Origin of the sequence: Pseudomonas ogarae (assembly GCF_014268695.2) — a bacterium.
GTDB classification, from domain to species: Bacteria; Pseudomonadota; Gammaproteobacteria; order Pseudomonadales; family Pseudomonadaceae; genus Aquipseudomonas; species Aquipseudomonas kilonensis.
In genome coordinates this window covers 2,231,479-2,249,409 of the sequence record NZ_CP077086.1, presented here as the reverse complement: position 1 = coordinate 2,249,409, position 17,931 = coordinate 2,231,479, and the positions used below count along the sequence as shown (strand labels likewise).

Sequence of the window (17,931 nt, the reverse complement as noted above, 5' to 3'; positions counted from 1 at the left end):
CTGCGATATCGGGCATTTTGCGGCGGCATACATTAGCAGGGTTTGCCGGGTTAGCGGCTACTCACATGCTGTTCCAGCAGGATCCGATTGGAAAGCGACACCAACTCGCCCTCCTCGGTCAGCAATGTGGTCTTCACCGTGCCGATCTCTTCGATCTGGCCTTCGACCTCGCCAACACGCACTTGTTGCCCAACCTCGTACAATTCACGCACATAGATTCCCGCCAGGATCTGACCGGCGATTTCCCGACTTCCCAACCCCATTGCCAGCGCAACCGCCAGACCAACGGTAATCAATACGATCACGATCACGTGGTTGAGCAGGTCAGTCTTGACCTCCAACTGGCTGATCGCCACCGAAATACTGATGATGATCACCAGGCCCTGGGCAATTCGCCCCACGCCAGCGGCGTAGTCCAGCCCAACGCCCTCGGCCGCACCGCGCACCAGCCCGTTGGCCAGTTGCGCCAGCAGAACGCCGACCAGCAACACCAGCGCAGCACCAAAAACCTTCGGTAAATACAGCGCAAGCATATCGAGCGTAGCCGAAACTCGCTCAAGGCCAAGGGATTCTGCTGCGGAAACCAGGAAAATCAGCAGCACGAACCAATACACAATCTTGCCGACCAGGGTAGAGATCGGTACCTGGATGCCACCTCGGGACAACAGCTTGGTCAGGCCGGTGCCGCCCATCAGGCGATCGAGGCCCAGTTTGGCGAGCAACTTGGACAGCAGCGTGTCCAGCAGCTTGGCCACGACAAAGCCCAGCAACAGCACCACCAGCGCGCCGAAGAGGTTGGGGATGAAGTTAGCCACCTTGGTCCACAACGCAGTCATTGCCGTGACGAGGCTCTGGGTCCAGAGATCAAGTTCCATATTCAATCAGCCTTATCAGCGGTGCGAGTAACAGGTTTACGGCGGGAAACCGGCGAGACATGGGCCGATCCATTATTCAGGGCGATCATCAGCGCGGGCAACCAGCGGCCCAGCAGGCTGAACAGATCGCCTGCGCCGACCTGGCGGTTGGCGGTTTTCAGTACACGTCCCAGGCATGCATCGTCGTCCCGGCTGGACGGCGAAGCCTTGAGCATGTCGCGCAAAGACTGTTCAAACGGATCGTGCATACGCACCTCTCGTGATGTCTGTGGAAGACGCGATCAAATTTCGTCGGGTCACATGAAACCCCATCACACCCAGCGCAAGCGGCGGAACAACCACCACTGCCCCGTCGCGACGCAGATCATCAGCAGGCAGGCGACCATGAAACCGTAGGGGCTTTCGGAAAACGGAATGCCACCTACGTTGATACCCAAAAGGCCGGTGAGAAAACTCATCGGCAGGAAAATCCCGGTGATGATGCCGAAGCGGTACATGGTGCGGTTCATGCGCACCGACAGGCGCCGGTCTTCGGCCTCCAGCACAAGCCCCACGCGCTCTCGGGTCAATTCCAGCTCCTCGAGGTAACGGGTCAGGCTGTTGTTCAATTCGTTCCAGTAGTCGCCGTCATCGTCGAAAAACCACGGCAGCTTGAGCCGCGTCATCTGGCCGAAGATGTCCCGCTGTGGCGCCAGGAATCGCTTGAGCCCGGCAGCCCTTCGACGGATGTGCAAAATGGCGTCGTGCTCGGGAGTATACCGTTCGTCGGTATCGAGTTTTTCTTCCTCGCCGTCGACGATTTCGGAGAGGCAGGTGACCAGGTCCTGCACCTTATTGGTGAGGTATTGCGCCATGTAGAGGATGAGTTCGGATGCCGTCTTCGGGCCCTTGCCCTCGGCCAGTTGCGCCAACAGCTCATCGGTGGCGCGCAACGGACGCAGGCGCAGGGAGATGACCCGCTGGGCGGACGCAAAGATCCGTACCGAGACCATGTCTTCAGGCTCGGCACCCGGGTTGAGGTTGATCCCCCGCAGGAACAGCAGCAATTCGGCGTTGGGCAACGGCAACAAGCGCGGCCGGGTGTTCTCTTCGAGCAGCAGGTCGCAGTTGAATTCGCTCAGGCCGCTGGATTTGCGCAGCCAGGTGTGGGTTTGCGGATGACTGCGATCCCAGTGCAGCCACAGGCTTTCATGGGCCTGCAACTGCAAATCGTCGAGTTCGGTCCGGGCTATGGAACGCGCGCCACCTTTACCATCCAGCACCAGGGCATGCACCAGCCCCCATTGCGCGTTTTCTTCCTCGAACATCCTCATCCCTTATGACTGTACTGCTTCATTCAGGCATTTTCAGTGGGCTTGGCGAGACAATCACGCCGTTATTGTCCGCATAGACATACTCGCCCGGGCGAAACGTCACGCCGGCAAAGGTCACCGGCACATTGAGTTCGCCGACGCCGCGCCGGTCAGTCTTCATCGGGTGACTGGCCAGGGCCTGGACCCCGAGGTCCGTCTGGGCAATGATGTCGACGTCGCGGATGCAACCGTAGACCACCAGCCCTTCCCAGCCGTTTTTCGCGGCTTTTTCCGCCAGCATGTCCCCCAGCAGCGCCCGACGCAGGGAACCGCCGCCATCGACCACCAGCACCTTGCCGTTGCCCTTGAGTTCAACCTGCTCCTTGACCCGGGAGTTGTCCTCGAAGCACTTGATGGTCACGATTTCACCGCCGAAGGAATCGCGGCCACCGAAATTGCTGAACATCGGCTCCAACACCTGCACCAATTCCGGGTAGGCGTCGCACAGGTCGGGCGTGAGGTAATGGTTCATCGAACAACTCCTGAAAGGCTGGAACGTCAGACTGAATGAGCAACCGTTTGTGACTGGAACCGCTTGAAGCGTCATATCTTAGCCGCAAGCCGACCAGAGCGAAATGCCCACGTCAGAGCCTTTCGCTTAAACCGCCTCGGCCAGGGCGGGCAGGTTTTCCAGCAACGGTGCCTGCTGATCTTGCAGCCAACGCGCCACCAGAGGCCAGACCTCAGCCTGTGCCGCCTTGCTGACCAGCATCTCGACGTGACCGAAATCGCCTTTGAAACCTTGTTCCCGGCCCAGGCAGACAAACTGTTTGTGCTCGGAACCGATCTGGTCAAAGAGCTTGCGGCACGCCCAGGTGGGGTCCTGATGATCGCCCGCGGCGCTCACCGCCAGCACCGGCAACCGGACATCGGCCAACCCGGCCCACCAGTTCTTCTCGGCATCGCCGAAACGCCCGAACAGGCCGTACCAGCGCATGCTTTCCAGGGCCAGGCCGATGGGTTCATCCTCGGGACCGCGCTTGAGCCTTGAGCCGGACAATTGGGCAAAACGCTTGAGGATGAAGCGGCCGCTCCATTCCACTGGCGGAATCTTCAGCGGCCAGTAGGTGCGGCTGACCTGGGTACCGAAAAACGCCGCCGACGCCACTGCGGGCTCGCCCAGGTAGTGGCCGCCCAAGGCCGCCGCCAGGGTAATGCCCCCCAGGGAATGACCGATCCAGTGGGGCACTTGCCCGCTCTGTTCACGCACGAAGGCGCCAATGGCCGGCAAGTCGTAGCGGGCGTAGTCGGCCACCCGATTGTGGCGATAGCCCAGGTTGCGCTGGGACAGCCCATGGCCACGCATCTCGGGAATCCAGACATCGAACCCCAGGCGTGCCAGGTACGCCCCCAGGCCCAGACCCTTGGGCGAATACCAGAAACGCCGATTGGAAAAACTGCCGTGCAACAGGATCACCGGGACCCCACGGTTTTCGCAGGCGTCGGCCATACCCAGCCGGGTGACGGCCAGTTCGACGCTGGCGTCCGGGCTGTTGCCGGGTTTCAAGCGATAGACGTCTTCGCTCAGATCACCGCGCCGCTCGGCGCTGATCAGGGCGACAGGAAAGAGGTTGCTGCTGCTTTGCATGATTTTCTTGCACAAAAAAAAGACGACTGTGGGAGCGCGAGCTTGCTCGCGATGGCGGTGGATCAGCACAATAATCTTGGCTGACACTCCGCTATCGCGAGCAGGCTCGCTCCCACAAAGGTTACCCGGCTTACATTACCGGTGAGGCCCCTTCACTCGATCAGACCGCCGCCTGACCCTCAGCCAGGAAGAACCAGGTTTCCAACACGGAGTCCGGATTCAACGAAACGCTTTCGATGCCCTGCTCCATCAGCCATTTGGCCAGGTCCGGATGGTCCGAAGGGCCCTGGCCGCAGATGCCGATGTACTTGCCAGCCTTGTTGCAGGCGGCAATGGCGTTGGCCAGCAGCTTCTTGACCGCCGGGTTCCGCTCGTCGAACAGGTGCGCGATGATCCCGGAGTCACGGTCCAAGCCCAGGGTCAGCTGGGTCAGGTCGTTGGAACCGATGGAGAAACCGTCGAAGAACTCGAGGAACTCTTCAGCCAGGATCGCGTTGGACGGCAGCTCGCACATCATGATCACGCGCAGGCCATTGTCGCCACGGGCCAGGCCGTTTTCCGCCAGCAGGTCGACGACCTGGCTCGCTTCGCCCAGGGTCCGCACGAACGGCACCATGATCTCGACGTTGGTCAGGCCCATCTCGTTACGCACGCGCTTGAGGGCGCGGCATTCGAGTTCGAAGCAGTCGCGGAACGATTCGCTGATGTAGCGCGAAGCACCACGGAAGCCCAGCATCGGGTTTTCTTCTTCCGGTTCGTAGAGCTTGCCGCCGATCAGGTTGGCGTATTCATTGGACTTGAAGTCCGACAGGCGCACGATGACCTTTTTCGGCCAGAACGCCGCCGCCAGGGTGCTGATGCCTTCCACCAGCTTCTCGACGTAGAAACCGACCGGATCGTTGTAACCGGCAATGCGCTTGTCGACGCTGTCCTTGATTTCCTGCGGCAGGCCGTCGTAGTTCAGCAATGCCTTGGGGTGTACGCCGATCATGCGGTTGATGATGAATTCCAGGCGGGCCAGGCCCACACCGGCATTGGGCAACTGCGCGAAGTCGAAGGCGCGATCCGGGTTGCCGACGTTCATCATGATCTTGAACGGCAGGTCCGGCATGGCGTCCACGGAGTTCTTCTTGATGTCGAAGCCCAGTTCGCCCTCAAAGATGTAGCCGGTATCGCCTTCGGCGCAGGAAACGGTCACGCCCTGGCCGTCCTTGAGCAGTTGGGTGGCGTTGCCGCAACCCACCACGGCCGGGATCCCCAGTTCACGGGCGATGATCGCCGCGTGGCAGGTACGCCCGCCGCGGTTGGTGACGATGGCGCTGGCGCGCTTCATCACCGGTTCCCAGTCCGGGTCGGTCATGTCGGAGACCAATACGTCGCCGGCCTGGACCTTGTCCATCTCCGAGACGTCCTTGATGATCCGCACCTTGCCCGCGCCGATGCGCTGGCCGATGGCACGGCCTTCCACCAGCACAGTGCCGGTTTCCTTGAGCAGGTAGCGCTCCATGACGTTGGCCTGGGTGCGGCTCTTCACGGTTTCCGGACGGGCCTGCACGATGTACAGCTTGCCGTCGTCACCGTCCTTGGCCCACTCGATGTCCATCGGGCACTTGTAGTGCTGCTCGATGATCATCGCCTGCTTGGCCAGCTCGCTGACTTCGGCATCGCTGAGGCAAAAACGCGCGCGCTCGGCCTTGTCCACATCGACGGTCTTCACCGAACGGCCGGCCTTGGCTTCGTCGCCGTAGATCATCTTGATGGCCTTGCTGCCCAGGTTGCGGCGCAGGATGGCTGGACGACCGGCTTGCAGCGTGCCTTTGTGGACGTAGAACTCATCCGGGTTCACCGCGCCCTGCACGACGGTTTCACCCAGGCCGTAGGCGCCGGTGATGAACACCACGTCACGGAAACCCGACTCGGTGTCGAGGGTGAACATCACGCCGGCGGTGCCGGTTTCGGAGCGGACCATGCGCTGCACACCGGCGGACAGGGCGACCAGCTTGTGGTCGAAGCCCTGGTGCACGCGGTAGGAAATGGCACGGTCGTTGAAGAGGGAAGCGAAGACTTCCTTGGCGGCACGGATGACGTTTTCCACGCCACGGATGTTCAGGAAGGTTTCCTGCTGGCCGGCGAAGGAGGCATCCGGCAGGTCTTCGGCGGTGGCCGAGGAGCGCACGGCGACGGCGATGTCCGGATTGCCTTCGGACAGCTTGGCGAACGCGGTGCGGATCTCGGCGTTCAGTTTCTCGGGGAATTCGGCGTCCATGATCCATTGGCGGATCTGGGCACCGGTCTTGGCCAGGGCATTGACGTCATCGACGTCCAGGGCATCGAGCGCATCGTGGATCTGCTTGTTCAGGCCGCTCAGTTCCAGGAAATCACGATAAGCCTGAGCGGTCGTGGCGAAGCCACCTGGCACCGATACGCCGGCACCGGCGAGGTTGCTGATCATCTCGCCCAGGGATGCGTTCTTGCCCCCCACATGCTCCACATCATGGACGCCGAGCTTATCGAGGGAAACTACGTACTCTACCAAGGTGATCTCTCCACTAACTGTGTTGGAAAAGCTCAAGGCACCGGTGGCTCCAGGGGAGCGATGACCGGCGATATGGCCTGGACCTGGAAAATAAGTGAGAATGCGGGCCACTGGCGGCCGGCAAATCGCGCCTATCATATCCAAGAATCGTCACTAGCTCACTAGCTTAAGGCCCAAGGCGCAAATGAAACGATCTGCTTTCTTTATCTCCGACGGCACCGGCATCACGGCCGAAACGCTAGGCCAAAGCCTGTTGGCACAGTTCGAAAACATTACCTTCGCCAAGTTCATACGTCCGTACATCGACAACGTCGACAAGGCGCGGGCCATGGTACAGCAAATCAATAAAGCCGCCGAAACCGACGGTTTCCGCCCGATTATCTTCGATACCATCGTCAATCAAGACATCCGTGAGATTCTCGCAACGTCCAATGGTTTCATGATCGACATTTTTTCCACGTTCCTGGCGCCCCTGGAACAGGAACTGAGCGAGCACTCCTCCTACTCGGTCGGCAAGTCCCATTCCATTGGCCACAACTCCAACTACATGGAGCGGATCGAGGCGGTCAACTTCGCGCTGGACAACGATGACGGCGCCCGCACGCATTATTACGACAAGGCCGACCTGATCCTGGTGGGCGTGTCGCGCTGTGGCAAGACGCCGACGTGCCTGTACATGGCGATGCAGTTCGGCATCCGCGCGGCCAACTATCCGCTGACCGAAGACGACATGGAGCGCCTGCAACTGCCCAGCGCCCTGCGCGCCCACCAGCACAAGCTGTTCGGCCTGACCATCGACCCGGACCGCCTCACCGCGATCCGCAACGAGCGCAAGCCCAACAGCCGTTACTCAAGCTACGCCCAGTGCGAATTCGAAGTGCGCGAGGTGGAAAACCTGTTCCGGCGGGAGAATATTCCGCACATCAATTCCACGCATTTTTCCGTGGAAGAGATTTCGGCGAAGATCCTGGTGGAGAAAGGGGTGGAGCGGCGGTTCAAGTAAACCCGCAACACCACAAAACCCTGTGGGAGCGAGCTTGCTCGCGATAGCGGAGTGTCAGCCAACACCAATGCTGCTGACGAACCGCAATCGCGAGCAAGCTCGCTCCCACAAGGGAATCTCCCACAGGGGAATCGGTGGTGCTCCTGGATCAGCGCTTCAACCGCTCGACCAACGCCTGCCCCACCTCCAGCGCCGACGCCGGGTTCTGGCCGGTGATCAATTCCCGATCCGTCACCACATGGGACGCCCACGGCGCGGTATTGCTGCTGTAGTGCCCACCGGCCTGTTCCAACGCGGTTTGTGGATAGAACTTCATGCTCCCGCCGCCCAACAGTCCCTTGGCCAGTTCTTCTTCCTGATTGCTGATCACCGTCATCTTGTACCCGGCATAGATCCAGTCGGCGGCCTTGGCCGAAGCCTGGCCTTTGACGGCCAACTGGCCAACGAAGCCCTTGGCATCGGGCAGCGTCGACAGCAACGCTATCGGCCCGTGGCAAACCAGCGCGGTGGTCTTGCCCTTGTCATGGAAGTGCGTCAGCACCCGACCCAACGGTGCGCTCGTGAGCAAATCCTGCATCGGCGCATGCCCACCGGGGATGTACAGGGCGTCGAACTGTTCCAGGCCGATCTGCTCGACACGGGCCAGGCTGATCACTGGCGAGTCCTTGGTCGACGTGATGTTCAACTGCGCCAGCAACGCCTGATAGCGCTCCAGCTCCGCCGGGTCATTGTTGAAATACATCTTGTCCACCGAGGAGCGATCCAGCGTTGGCGCCTTGCCCTCGGGCGTCGCGAACGTCACTTGGTGACCGGCGTCCAGCAACAGTTTCACCGGCTGCAGCAATTCGTTGAGGTAAAAGCCGGTGGAGAAGACCTGGCCATTTTTCAGATCCAGATGATCGGAATCCGACAGAACCACCAGCACGTTATCGGCATGGGCCGCGACACTGATGCCCGCCAGAACAACGGACGTTGCCAAGGTAGTGAGCTTTTTCATGATGACTCCAGGGCGCTTCGATAAAAGATGCGCTCACTGTATTGATGCGCTTACCGGCGATAAACTGGCACCCCGGAACATCACCTGGCCTCTGGAGGCAACAATGCCCCGTCGATTCGATCATCTGGCAGACGTGGAGGCCTTCGTCACGGTCGTGGAAAAAGGCACCCTCAGCGCCGGCGCCGTGGCGCTGGGGACCACGCCTTCGGTCCTGAGCCGCGCCATCTCCCGCCTCGAAGCCCGGCTCGGGGTACAACTGTTGCGACGCACGACCCGACGGCTGAACCTGACCGATGCCGGTACCTTGAACCTGGAACAGTCGCGCTCGGCCTTTGCCCTGATTGACGACGCCGAGCGGCGAATCCAGGGCCAGGACGGTGTCTTGACCGGTCGCGTGCGCTTGAGCGTACCGACCACCTACGGTCACTACCGCCTGCCGTCGCTGCTGTCGCGTTTCGCCCAGGCTTTTCCACAGGTGCGGGTCGAGCTGAGCATCACCAACCGCAATGTCGATCTGGTGGCCGAGGGGTATGACTTGGCGATCCGTCTCGGGCCGTTGCCGGACAGCGGGCTGGTCGGTCGCAAGCTCGAAGACGCCCGCCTTTGCCTGGTGGCTGCGCCGCCGTATCTGGAACGCGCCGGAACACCCCGGCACCTCGATGAACTGGCTGCCCACGCTTGCCTGCCCTTCGTGATGCCCAGCAGCGGACGCATCGCACCCTGGCTGTTTCGCGAAAATCAGGAAGATCGGGAATGGCTGCCGACGGGCAATGTGCAAGTGTCCGACGATGTATTGGGCATCGTATCCCTGGCCCAGGCCGGGATGGGAATTTGCCAGACCTATGAGTTCATCGTCCGGGAGCGCATCGAGCGCGGGGAACTGGTGGCTTTGCTGGAGGACTTTGGCGGACGCAGCCGACCGTTTTCAATCATCTACCCGCCCCATCGACAATTGCCGGCGGCGGCACGGGCGTTGATTGATTTTCTAGTGAAGCAATCTTGAGCACACCTAAGCATGTGGGAGCGGGCTTGCTCGCGAAAGCGGCGTGTCAGGCAATAATTGGCTAACTGACAGATCGTCTTCGCGAGCAAGCCCGCTCCCACAAAAAGCATCCCCATACCGCTTTAGTGGGCCGCAGCCGCCTGCTCTTCCATCTTCTTGCGCAGGCTCAGCGGGCGCATGTCGGTCCAGACTTCTTCGATGTAGGCCAGGCATTCCTTCTTGAACCCGCTTTTGCCGACGGTACGCCAGCCTTCGGGAACAGCCTTGTAGTCTGGCCAGATCGAATACTGTTCTTCGTGGTTGACCACGACCTGAAAGACGATGTCCTCGCGGTCGAATACTGAAGTCATGGGTGTCTCTCCATCTTTGCTCGAGGTTCGCTGCGGCGCATGCGCAGCCAGGGTATGAAAGGAACGTACTGGGCCGAGTGAAAATTAGGCCTCAACGACCGCCGCATGCAGGGCTCGCCCGAAAATTTCGGCGACCCGGTCGATTTCCGCCCTTGTGATAATCAGCGGCGGCAGGAACCGCACCACGCCGCCCTGCCGGCCACCCAGTTCCAGGATCAGCCCGCGCTTGAGGCATTCACGTTGCAGCCGTGGCGCCAGCTGTGCATGCACCGGTGGATGGCCCAGGGCGTCGGGTTTACCCGCCGGGTCTACCAGTTCGACGCCGAGCATCAACCCGCGACCGCGGATATCGCCCAGTTGTGGGAAGTCTCGCTGCAGGATGCGCAGGTGCTCGCTCAAGCGTTCGCCCATGGCGGCGGCGTGGGCCGGCAGGTCGTGTTCCTGCAGATAGCGCATCACTGCGGAACCGGCGGCCATGGCCATCTGATTGCCACGGAAGGTCCCGGCATGAGCACCCGGCAGCCAGGTGTCGAGCCAGTCGCGATAAACCACCACCGCCAGCGGCAGGCTGCCACCGATGGCCTTGGACAGCACGACCACGTCCGGGATGATCCCGGCGTGCTCGAACGCAAACATTTTGCCGGTCCGGCCAAAGCCGCTCTGGATTTCGTCGACGATCAACGCCACCCCCGCCTGCTCGGTGATCCGCCGCAAGCCGCGCAGCCAGTCCAGGTCGGCAGGAATGACCCCACCCTCGCCCTGCACCACCTCGACGATGACGGCTGCCGGCAATTGCACGCCGGCCTCGGGGTCATTCAACAGGTTTTCCAGGTAATGCAGATTGGCCTTCACGCCCGCCACACCGCCCAACCCGAATGGGCAGCGGTAATCGTAGGGGTATGGCGTGAACTGCACGCCGCTGCTGAGCAAGGCGCCCAAGGGTTTCTTCGGCCCCAGGCTGCCCATCAGGCTCAACGCCCCCTGGCTCATGCCGTGATAACCGCCCTGGAACGACAGCACGGTGCTGCGTCCGGTGGCGGTGCGCACCAGCTTGAGGGCGGCTTCCACGGCGTCGGTACCGGTGGGGCCGCAGAACTGGATCTTCGCCTCGGCGGCCAGCTCTGCCGGCAACAGGCCGAACAGGTCCTGGACGAAACGGTCCTTAACCGGCGTGGTCAGGTCCAGGGTATGCAACGGCAGCTCATCGGCCAGCACCTGCTGGATCGCTTCGATCACCACTGGGTGGTTATGCCCCAGCGCCAGTGTGCCAGCGCCGGCCAGGCAATCGATGAAGGTGCGGCCCTCGACATCCTCGACATACAGCCCCTTGGCACGCTTGAGGGCCAGGGGAATCCGCCGTGGGTAGCTGCGGGCATTGGACTCCTGCCGACTCTGACGGGCCAGCAGCGGCGACTCATTGAACTGGTAGAGCGTCTCGGCCGGCGCAGGACTGACCCGGGCCGGCTGTGCTTCGATAAGACTGTTGGCGACTGACATCCCTCGACCCCGCAATACACTGAAGTAATGACCCAACGACACACCGCACAGGTGCATCTCCGGTCGGAGCGCACATGCAGGTTTCCTGTTGTGGAAACGCATCAGCCACGCAGGGATTTACTCTCGGGCAGAACTTTCTCCGTCAGCGCGATCAGTGGTTTGTCCTTGAAGCCTGTAGGAGCAAAGCCTTCCTACAGGCCATTGCTAAAGTGAATCAGGCCGGTAACACCTGCACCGGCATCGTCAACTCGACCCGCAGGCCATCCGGGCGACTGTCGAAATGCAGGCCGCAGCCGCAGCGCTGGACGATGGCCTGGACGATCGCCAGCCCCAGCCCGCAGCCGGTGCTCTGGCCGTTGCGCCAGAAGCGCTGGGTCAGGTGCTGGATGTCGTCGGCAGCGATGCCGGGGCCGTGATCGCGGACCTGGAAGCGCACGCGCTGGCCGATCATCTCCAGGCTCAGCTCCACATCGGTATCGTCCGGGGCATGGCGCAAGGCGTTATCCAACAGGTTGCGCAAGGCAGCGATGGAAAGCACGGCCGGCATCTGCACCGGTGCGTCGGAGAGCCCTGGAGAAAGGTGCAGCTTGATTCGCCGGGAATCACTGCTGGCGGCATCCTGGATCGCCAGCCGGGCGACCTGTTCGGCGTTGCATTGCACGCCATCGTCGAACGACAGGCTGCCTTCGACCCGCGCCAGCAGCAGCAACTGTTCGAGTGTGCGATGCATGCGGTCGGCGCCCTCTTCGGCCCGGGCCAGGGATTGATCACGGGCGGCGCCCTCGGTCATGCGCGCCACTTGCAGGTGCGTCTTGATGGCGGTCAGCGGGCTGCGCAGCTCGTGGGCGGCGTCGCCGGTCAGCCGTCGCTCGCGCTCGATGGTCTTGCCGATGCGCTGGAACAACTGGTTCTGGGTCTCCAGCAACGGCCGCAGTTCACTGGGTAGCGGATGGATCTGCAAGGGTTCCAGGGAGTCGGCATTGCGCCGCATCAGCGCATCGCGCATGCGATTGAGCGGTGCCAGGCCCTGGCCGATGCCGAGCCACAACAGGCACAGGCAACCGAGCAACGCCACGCCCACCGGCACCGAGGCGGCCAGCAGTATCGACATGTTCAAGGCTTCCCGTTCGATCTGGCGATCGGCAGTGGTGATGCGCAAGTCACCCCGGGCCAGGGTGAAGCTGCGCCAGGGCGCGCCGTCGATCATCTGGTCGTGGAAACCCATCTTCTCGGCTTCCAGGGTTTGTTCCGGAGTGCCATGGCTGCGAGCCAGAATCTCGCCGCGCAAGGAACTGACCTGGCAGGCCATGCCGCCAGGAATGCTCAATTGCTCGGAGCTCAAATGCGTGCCGTCGCCCTTGCTGGGCAACGGTGGCATCTGTTCCAGCAACCCGGCGACCATTCGCGCCGAAGCCACCAGGCGCTGGTCGAGGGAAAACATCATCTGGTTGCGCAGGTCGCTGAGCATCCACGCCGCAGCCAGGGCCCAGATCAGGGCAAAGGCCGCGCCGAGGGTCAGGCTCAGGCGCAGTCGCAGGCTCATCACTTGGAAGACTCTCCACCTTCGGCCGGCCCCAGGCGATAGCCCAGGCCACGCACGGTTTCGACAATCCCGTTACCCAACTTGCGCCGCAGGTGATGGATATGGACGTTGAGGGCGTTACTCTCCAGCTCGTCGTTGAAGCCGTAGACGCTGTCCTTGAGTTGCTCGGTGGACAGCACCCGCCCACGACTGTGCAAGAGCGCCTGCAACAGCGACTGTTCGCGCCGGGACAGATCCACCGGCTGACCGTCCAGGGTGGTTTCCCGACTGCTGGGGTCGTAGGTCAGGCGACCGTGCTCGATCAGGTTGACGCTGCGCCCCGCCACGCGCCGCAGCAACGTGTGCAGGCGCGCCGCGAGTTCGCGCAGGTCGAAGGGTTTGAGCAGATAGTCATCGGCGCCGGCCTGCAAGCCGTCGACCCGGTCGGTTACCGAGTCCCGGGCGGTGAGGATCAGCACCGGCGTCTCCAGCCCCTGCTGACGCAACTGCCTGAGCAGCTTGAGGCCGTCCTCGTCGGGCAATCCCAAGTCCAGCACCATGACGTCGAATTCCGCCACGCCGACCATCGCCCGCGCCGCCGACGCGGTGGCGACGTGCTCGACAGTCAGGCCCTGCGCCGTAAGGCCGGCAACGATCCCGCTGGCAATCAACTCATCGTCTTCGCAGACCAGTACGCGCATGGTAAGCCCCGTGGAAAAAGGTACATTAGGCCGCCGGCCGATTAAGCCGACATTATGCGACGAGTACGGCCAACATGGGCGATCATTGCTGCCTGCCGGTCGCCGCCGGGTTAATCGACGGTTAATCGCCAGCCGCCATTGTGTTTTCCACTTGCTTCGTTCTAAGGCTTTATCCATGCGTCGATTGTTTTTGCTGTGGCTGTTCCTGATCTCGGGCCTGGCCCAGGCCGCCAATCCCTTCGAAACCAAACCCGATTTCCTGCCGGTGGAAAAGGCGTTCGTGTTTACCTCCGAACGCCTGGACTCCGGTGAAACCCAGCTGTTCTGGCAGATCGCCGATGGGTACTACCTATATCAGCAGCGGCTCAAGTTCGATGGCCTGGCCGAGGCGCAGAAACCGAAATTGCCGGAGGGCGAGGCCCACAGCGACGAGTTTTTCGGCGACCAGCAAGTCTATCGCCAGGCGTTGGAGCTGAAGATACCCGCCGGTGCCACGGGCAAGATCAAGGTCGGCTTCCAGGGCTGCGCCGACGCGGGCCTGTGCTATCCACCCCAGACCCAAGTGGTCGACCTGGGTGGCAGCGCACCGGTGGCGGCCATCGGCGAGGCGCCGGACCAGGCCCTGGCCAGCGGCCTGCAACAACGGGCCTTGGGCTGGAGCCTGCTGGTGTTCTTCGGCCTGGGCCTGCTGCTGGCGTTCACACCGTGTTCGCTGCCGATGCTGCCGATCCTGGCCGGGCTGGTGGTGGGCAGCGGCGCCGGGCCGAGACGCGGCCTGGCCTTGGCCGGCAGCTACGTGATCAGCATGGCCCTGGTATACGCCGCCATGGGCGTGCTCGCCGCGCTACTGGGCGCCAACCTCCAGGCGCTGCTGCAACAACCGTGGCTGCTGGGCAGCTTCGCGGCCGTATTCGTGTTGCTGGCGCTGCCCATGTTCGGCTTCTTCGAATTGCAATTGCCGGCCGCCCTGCGTGACCACCTGGAAAACGCCGGGCGCCAGCAGCGCGGTGGCAGCCTGGTGGGTGCCGGCGTTCTCGGGGCGCTGTCCGGCCTGTTGGTGGGCCCGTGCATGACCGCGCCGCTGGCAGGCGCGCTGCTGTACATCGCCCAGAGCGGCAATGCCCTGCACGGCGGGCTGATCCTGTTCACCATGGGCATCGGCATGGGCTTGCCACTGTTGCTGTTGGTGACCGTGGGCAACCGCTTCCTGCCCAAGCCCGGCGCCTGGATGAACCTGCTCAAGGGCGTATTCGGCTTCCTGTTTCTGGGCACCGCGCTGCTGATGATTCGCCCGATCATCGACGGTTCGTTGTGGGTCGGCCTGTGGGGCGTGCTGTTGTTGATCGCCGCCTACAGCGCCTGGCGCCAGACCGAAGGGTTCGGCCGCATCGCCTATATCTGCGGCAGCGCTTCGTTGCTGTTCGGCCTGTGGGGCAGCCTGCTGGTGATTGGCGCGGCGGGCGGTGGCGATGATTTCTTCCAGCCCCTGAAGGTCTACGCCGGCAGCGAGGGCAGTGCGACCGTCAGTGCCCATGACGCGTTCGTCACGGTCAGCGAGCCCGCCGCCCTGCAACGGGAACTGGACGCCGCCAAGGCCCAGGGCCAGTGGGTGCTGCTGGACTACTACGCCGACTGGTGCGTGTCCTGCAAGATCATGGAAAAACAGGTCTTCGGCCGCAGCGAAGTGCTCGACGCCCTGAAAGGCGTGCGCCTGCTGCGCCTGGATGTCACCGCCGACAGCCCCGCCAGTCGCGAGCTGCTGAGCCGTTACCAGGTGCCGGGGCCGCCGAGCCTGCTGTGGATCGGCGCCGACGGTGAAGAGCGCCGCAGCCAGCGGATCACCGGGGAAGTCGACGCCAAGGCGTTCCTGGAGCGCTGGAACCTCACCCGGGACGCGCGCTGATGCTGACGTTTACCTTGGGCACCTTTGCCATCGCCCTTAACCACCTATTGCTCATCAGCGCCCTGGCGTTGGCGACCTTCGTCGGCTGGCGGGTGGCCAAGCGCGATGGCGAAAACCCCGAGTCGGTGCTGTTCGTGCTGTTTTTGCTGGGCCTGCTGGCCGCACGGATCGGCTTCGTCGTCGCCTATTGGCAACATTACCGGGACGACCCATGGCAGATCGTCGACCTGCGCGACGGTGGCTTCCTGGCTTGGCCTGGCATCGTGGCGCTGCTGATTGGCGCCTTGTTGTGGGCCCGCCGCCGTCCGCCCCTGCGCCGGCCATTGGGCTTCGGCGTCGGCAGCGGCTTGCTGTTCTGGCTGGTGGCGACCCTGTCGTTGACGATTTATGAACAAGGCACCCGGCTGCCGGACATCACCCTGCGCACCGCCGACGGCGAGACCGTGAAACTCACCGATTACCAGGGCGGTCCCCTGGTGATCAATCTATGGGCCACCTGGTGCCCGCCCTGCCGGCGTGAAATGCCGGTGCTCGAAGAAGCCCAGCAACAGCGTCCGGACCTGACGTTCCTGTTCGTCAATCAGGCCGAAAGCATGCAAAGCGTCAGCACCTACCTTGCCACCCAAGGCCTGAGCCTGGACAACGTGTTGTTCGATGGCAGTGGCCGTCTCGGCCAGGCCGTGGGTTCCATGGCCCTGCCGACTACTCTGTTCTACAGCGCTGATGGCCGCCTGCTGGGCAGTCACCTGGGTGAATTGTCGGAAGCGAGCCTGGCTCGTGCCCTGGAACACTTCGAAACGCCGGACTCGTCCACGACGCCCCACTCCGCCACAAGGAAATCGCCATGCCCCGCCTCCGCAACCTGCTGACCCTGGCCGTCGCCGCCGCACTGTCGCAGGCCCCGCTGCTCCAGGCCGAAGAATTGCCCGCAGCCATCAAGAAAATCGAAGCCAAGGGCGCAAAAATCATCGGCACCTTCGACGCGCCGGACGGCTTGCGCGGTTACGCGGCGCAATACCAGAACCGTGGCATGGCGCTGTACCTGACCCCGGATGGGCAGCACGTCCTGCTGGGCAACCTGTACGACGCCGACGGCAAGGACCTGAGCGCCGAGCCGCTGCAGAAACTGGTCTATGCACCGATGGCCAAGGCCATCTGGGCGAAGATGGAAGCCAGCAACTGGATCGCCGACGGCAACAAGGACGCACCGCGCACGGTGTATCTGTTCAGCGATCCGAACTGCCCGTACTGCAACATGTTCTGGGAACAGGCACGGCCCTGGGTCAAGGCCGGCAAGGTGCAGTTGCGCCACATCATGGTGGGCATCATCCGCGAAGACAGCCCGGGTAAATCCGCCGCCTTGCTGGCGGCCAAGGACCCGGAAAAAACCCTGGCCGAGCATGAAAAGGCTGGCAAGGGCAGCCCGCTCAAACCGCTCAAGGCCATACCGCCGGCCATCCAGGCAAAACTGGACGCCAACCAGCAGCTGATGGACGAACTGGAACTGTCCGCCACCCCGGCGATTTTCTATCTGGATGAAAAAGGCGACCTGCAACAGCAGCAAGGCGCGCCGTCGCCGGACAAACTGGTGAAGATTCTCGGGCCGAAGTAAAGCCCTGGACAAACACCTGTGGCGAGGGGATTTATCCCCGCTGGGGCGCGAAGCGGCCCCAATGCTGTCGACTTGGTTTGTCAGGTTCACCGAGGTGTCAGGTTTCAGGGCTGCTTCGCAGCCCAGCGGGGATAAATCCCCTCGCCACAATTTCAGTGCTTGCGCGTCAGGAACTCCAGCAACGCCCCGGTCACGAATTCCGGATTCTCCAGATTGGAAATATGCCCCGCCTCCGGAATCGACACATGGGGGCAACCGATCAACTCGGCCATTTCCAGCGACTCGGACGGCGGCCGCGGTTTGTCCTGGTCGCCAAACATCACCGTCGTGCGCTTGGCGTCCAGTTCATGCAGGCGCGGCAGGATGTCGTCCCGACCGAAAATGATCCGCCCCAGCGGTACGATACTGTCGCGCAGGCGGTCGGTCGGCAGCGCGGCCAATGTGGCGCGCAACTGCTGATAGAGCGCCGACTGCGGGTCGATACCCGGCCGGAAGAAAATCGGCACGACGATGTCCAGCAAGGGTTCGGGAATGCTGCCGCTGGCCTCGATCTTGTCGAACAACGAGAAGTAGTACTGGCGAGTCGGTTCCGGCTCGACGCCGACGTAGGTGTCCATCAACACCAGCGATTGCACGCGCTCAGGCGCCGCCAGCGCCAACCGAGCGCCCCACATCCCGCCCACCGAAAGCCCGACCAGGTTGAAGCAGTCGATGTCCAGATGATCCATCAATGCCAATGCCTGGCGAGCCAGGTCGTCCAGGGAGGTCATGCCCTCAGGCAAACGCCCGGACTGGCCGTGGCCCCACAAGTCCAGGGCGATGACCCGATAATGCCGGGACAACACCTCGATCTGCGGCGCCCACATGGTGTGGTCCCACAGATAGCTGCTGCCCAGCAGCACCACCGGGCCCTGGCCTTGGTCCAGGTAGTGAAGCGGTTGTCCGTCGATCGTTGCAAAGGGCATGGGTGACCTCCTTGTTTGAGTCTGGAA

17 protein-coding genes are annotated in these 17,931 nt (G+C 62.6%); 5 read left to right on the top strand and 12 right to left on the bottom strand.

The annotated features are described in order from the left end of the window. Positions 1–50: 50 nt before the first annotated feature. From HU749_RS10035 to ppsA, 6 genes are all read right to left on the bottom strand, one after another. Positions 51–875 (bottom strand): mechanosensitive ion channel family protein, encoded by an 825-nt coding sequence (locus tag HU749_RS10035; RefSeq protein WP_003199523.1) that lies wholly within the window; start codon positions 873–875, stop codon positions 51–53. A 2-nt stretch (positions 876–877) separates the two neighbouring features. Continuing rightward, positions 878–1,123 carry a hypothetical protein gene (locus tag HU749_RS10030; protein WP_014337331.1) on the bottom strand — a complete coding sequence of 82 codons (246 nt, stop codon included), beginning with the start codon at positions 1,121–1,123 and terminating at the stop codon, positions 878–880. A 63-nt stretch (positions 1,124–1,186) separates the two neighbouring features. Then, positions 1,187–2,182 carry a divalent cation transporter CmaX gene (cmaX, locus tag HU749_RS10025; protein WP_053181497.1) on the bottom strand — a complete coding sequence of 332 codons (996 nt, stop codon included), beginning with the start codon at positions 2,180–2,182 and terminating at the stop codon, positions 1,187–1,189. Between the two features lie 25 nt (positions 2,183–2,207). Then, entirely contained in the window at positions 2,208–2,699 is a 492-nt protein-coding gene (gene rraA / locus HU749_RS10020; RefSeq protein ID WP_003199517.1) for a ribonuclease E activity regulator RraA, read from the bottom strand. A 126-nt stretch (positions 2,700–2,825) separates the two neighbouring features. Then, complete coding sequence (locus HU749_RS10015; protein ID WP_186650241.1) at positions 2,826–3,815, bottom strand: alpha/beta fold hydrolase; 990 nt, start codon at positions 3,813–3,815, stop codon at positions 2,826–2,828. Positions 3,816–3,975: 160 nt separating this feature from the next. Next, positions 3,976–6,351, bottom strand: coding sequence for a phosphoenolpyruvate synthase (gene ppsA, locus HU749_RS10010; RefSeq protein ID WP_018605647.1), 2,376 nt, complete (start codon positions 6,349–6,351; stop codon positions 3,976–3,978). A gap of 184 nt (positions 6,352–6,535) precedes the next feature. On the opposite strand from ppsA, the gene ppsR reads away from it, so the two are divergent. Further along, positions 6,536–7,354 carry a posphoenolpyruvate synthetase regulatory kinase/phosphorylase PpsR gene (gene ppsR, locus HU749_RS10005; protein WP_014337326.1) on the top strand — a complete coding sequence of 273 codons (819 nt, stop codon included), beginning with the start codon at positions 6,536–6,538 and terminating at the stop codon, positions 7,352–7,354. Positions 7,355–7,502: 148 nt separating this feature from the next. Here the strand turns inward: ppsR and HU749_RS10000 are convergent, their stop codons facing one another. Next, positions 7,503–8,351, bottom strand: coding sequence for a type 1 glutamine amidotransferase domain-containing protein (locus HU749_RS10000; protein WP_095962001.1), 849 nt, complete (start codon positions 8,349–8,351; stop codon positions 7,503–7,505). Between the two features lie 103 nt (positions 8,352–8,454). On the opposite strand from HU749_RS10000, the gene HU749_RS09995 reads away from it, so the two are divergent. Next, positions 8,455–9,354 (top strand): LysR family transcriptional regulator, encoded by a 900-nt coding sequence (locus tag HU749_RS09995; RefSeq protein WP_186650238.1) that lies wholly within the window; start codon positions 8,455–8,457, stop codon positions 9,352–9,354. A 122-nt stretch (positions 9,355–9,476) separates the two neighbouring features. On the opposite strand, the gene HU749_RS09990 is transcribed toward HU749_RS09995, so the two are convergent. From HU749_RS09990 to HU749_RS09975, 4 genes are all read right to left on the bottom strand, one after another. Next, entirely contained in the window at positions 9,477–9,704 is a 228-nt protein-coding gene (locus HU749_RS09990; RefSeq protein ID WP_063322270.1) for an MbtH family protein, read from the bottom strand. Between the two features lie 84 nt (positions 9,705–9,788). After that, positions 9,789–11,201, bottom strand: a complete 1,413-nt coding sequence (locus tag HU749_RS09985; protein ID WP_186650235.1) for an aspartate aminotransferase family protein — start codon at positions 11,199–11,201, stop codon at positions 9,789–9,791. 214 nt (positions 11,202–11,415) lie between these two features. Next, positions 11,416–12,747 carry an ATP-binding protein gene (locus HU749_RS09980; RefSeq protein ID WP_079305601.1) on the bottom strand — a complete coding sequence of 444 codons (1,332 nt, stop codon included), beginning with the start codon at positions 12,745–12,747 and terminating at the stop codon, positions 11,416–11,418. After that, positions 12,744–13,424 carry a response regulator gene (locus HU749_RS09975; RefSeq protein WP_013692602.1) on the bottom strand — a complete coding sequence of 227 codons (681 nt, stop codon included), beginning with the start codon at positions 13,422–13,424 and terminating at the stop codon, positions 12,744–12,746. Before HU749_RS09975 ends, HU749_RS09980 begins: the two co-directional genes overlap by 4 nt. A gap of 175 nt (positions 13,425–13,599) precedes the next feature. Between HU749_RS09975 and dsbD the strand changes: the two genes are divergently transcribed. The 3 genes from dsbD to dsbG are packed head-to-tail and all read left to right on the top strand — an operon-like array spanning position 13,600 to position 16,939. Continuing rightward, the gene (gene dsbD / locus HU749_RS09970) at positions 13,600–15,327 is read left to right on the top strand and encodes a protein-disulfide reductase DsbD (protein WP_186650232.1); all 1,728 of its coding nucleotides are present in this window, start codon (positions 13,600–13,602) and stop codon (positions 15,325–15,327) included. Then, complete coding sequence (locus HU749_RS09965; protein WP_079305597.1) at positions 15,327–16,196, top strand: TlpA disulfide reductase family protein; 870 nt, start codon at positions 15,327–15,329, stop codon at positions 16,194–16,196. Before dsbD ends, HU749_RS09965 begins: the two co-directional genes overlap by 1 nt. Continuing rightward, on the top strand, positions 16,172–16,939 hold the full coding sequence (gene dsbG, locus HU749_RS09960; protein WP_186650230.1) for a thiol:disulfide interchange protein DsbG: 768 nt from the start codon (positions 16,172–16,174) through the stop codon (positions 16,937–16,939). The genes HU749_RS09965 and dsbG overlap by 25 nt, the downstream gene beginning before the upstream one ends. Positions 16,940–17,091: 152 nt before the next feature. Here dsbG and HU749_RS09955 read toward each other — a convergent pair whose 3' ends face one another. Continuing rightward, a complete protein-coding gene (locus HU749_RS09955; protein ID WP_079305595.1) occupies positions 17,092–17,904 on the bottom strand; it encodes an alpha/beta fold hydrolase in 813 nt (270 codons plus the stop codon). Between the last annotated feature and the right edge of the window lie 27 nt (positions 17,905–17,931).

Coding starts and splice junctions, on each gene's coding strand:
- HU749_RS10035 (WP_003199523.1), bottom strand. CDS start 875: ATGGAACTTGATCTCTGGACCCAGAGCCTCGTCACGGCAATGACTGCG.
- HU749_RS10030 (WP_014337331.1), bottom strand. CDS start 1,123: ATGCACGATCCGTTTGAACAGTCTTTGCGCGACATGCTCAAGGCTTCG.
- cmaX (WP_053181497.1), bottom strand. CDS start 2,182: ATGTTCGAGGAAGAAAACGCGCAATGGGGGCTGGTGCATGCCCTGGTG.
- rraA (WP_003199517.1), bottom strand. CDS start 2,699: ATGAACCATTACCTCACGCCCGACCTGTGCGACGCCTACCCGGAATTG.
- HU749_RS10015 (WP_186650241.1), bottom strand. CDS start 3,815: ATGCAAAGCAGCAGCAACCTCTTTCCTGTCGCCCTGATCAGCGCCGAG.
- ppsR (WP_014337326.1), top strand. CDS start 6,536: ATGAAACGATCTGCTTTCTTTATCTCCGACGGCACCGGCATCACGGCC.
- HU749_RS10000 (WP_095962001.1), bottom strand. CDS start 8,351: ATGAAAAAGCTCACTACCTTGGCAACGTCCGTTGTTCTGGCGGGCATC.
- HU749_RS09995 (WP_186650238.1), top strand. CDS start 8,455: ATGCCCCGTCGATTCGATCATCTGGCAGACGTGGAGGCCTTCGTCACG.
- HU749_RS09990 (WP_063322270.1), bottom strand. CDS start 9,704: ATGACTTCAGTATTCGACCGCGAGGACATCGTCTTTCAGGTCGTGGTC.
- HU749_RS09985 (WP_186650235.1), bottom strand. CDS start 11,201: ATGTCAGTCGCCAACAGTCTTATCGAAGCACAGCCGGCCCGGGTCAGT.
- HU749_RS09975 (WP_013692602.1), bottom strand. CDS start 13,424: ATGCGCGTACTGGTCTGCGAAGACGATGAGTTGATTGCCAGCGGGATC.
- dsbD (WP_186650232.1), top strand. CDS start 13,600: ATGCGTCGATTGTTTTTGCTGTGGCTGTTCCTGATCTCGGGCCTGGCC.
- HU749_RS09965 (WP_079305597.1), top strand. CDS start 15,327: ATGCTGACGTTTACCTTGGGCACCTTTGCCATCGCCCTTAACCACCTA.
- dsbG (WP_186650230.1), top strand. CDS start 16,172: ATGCCCCGCCTCCGCAACCTGCTGACCCTGGCCGTCGCCGCCGCACTG.
- HU749_RS09955 (WP_079305595.1), bottom strand. CDS start 17,904: ATGCCCTTTGCAACGATCGACGGACAACCGCTTCACTACCTGGACCAA.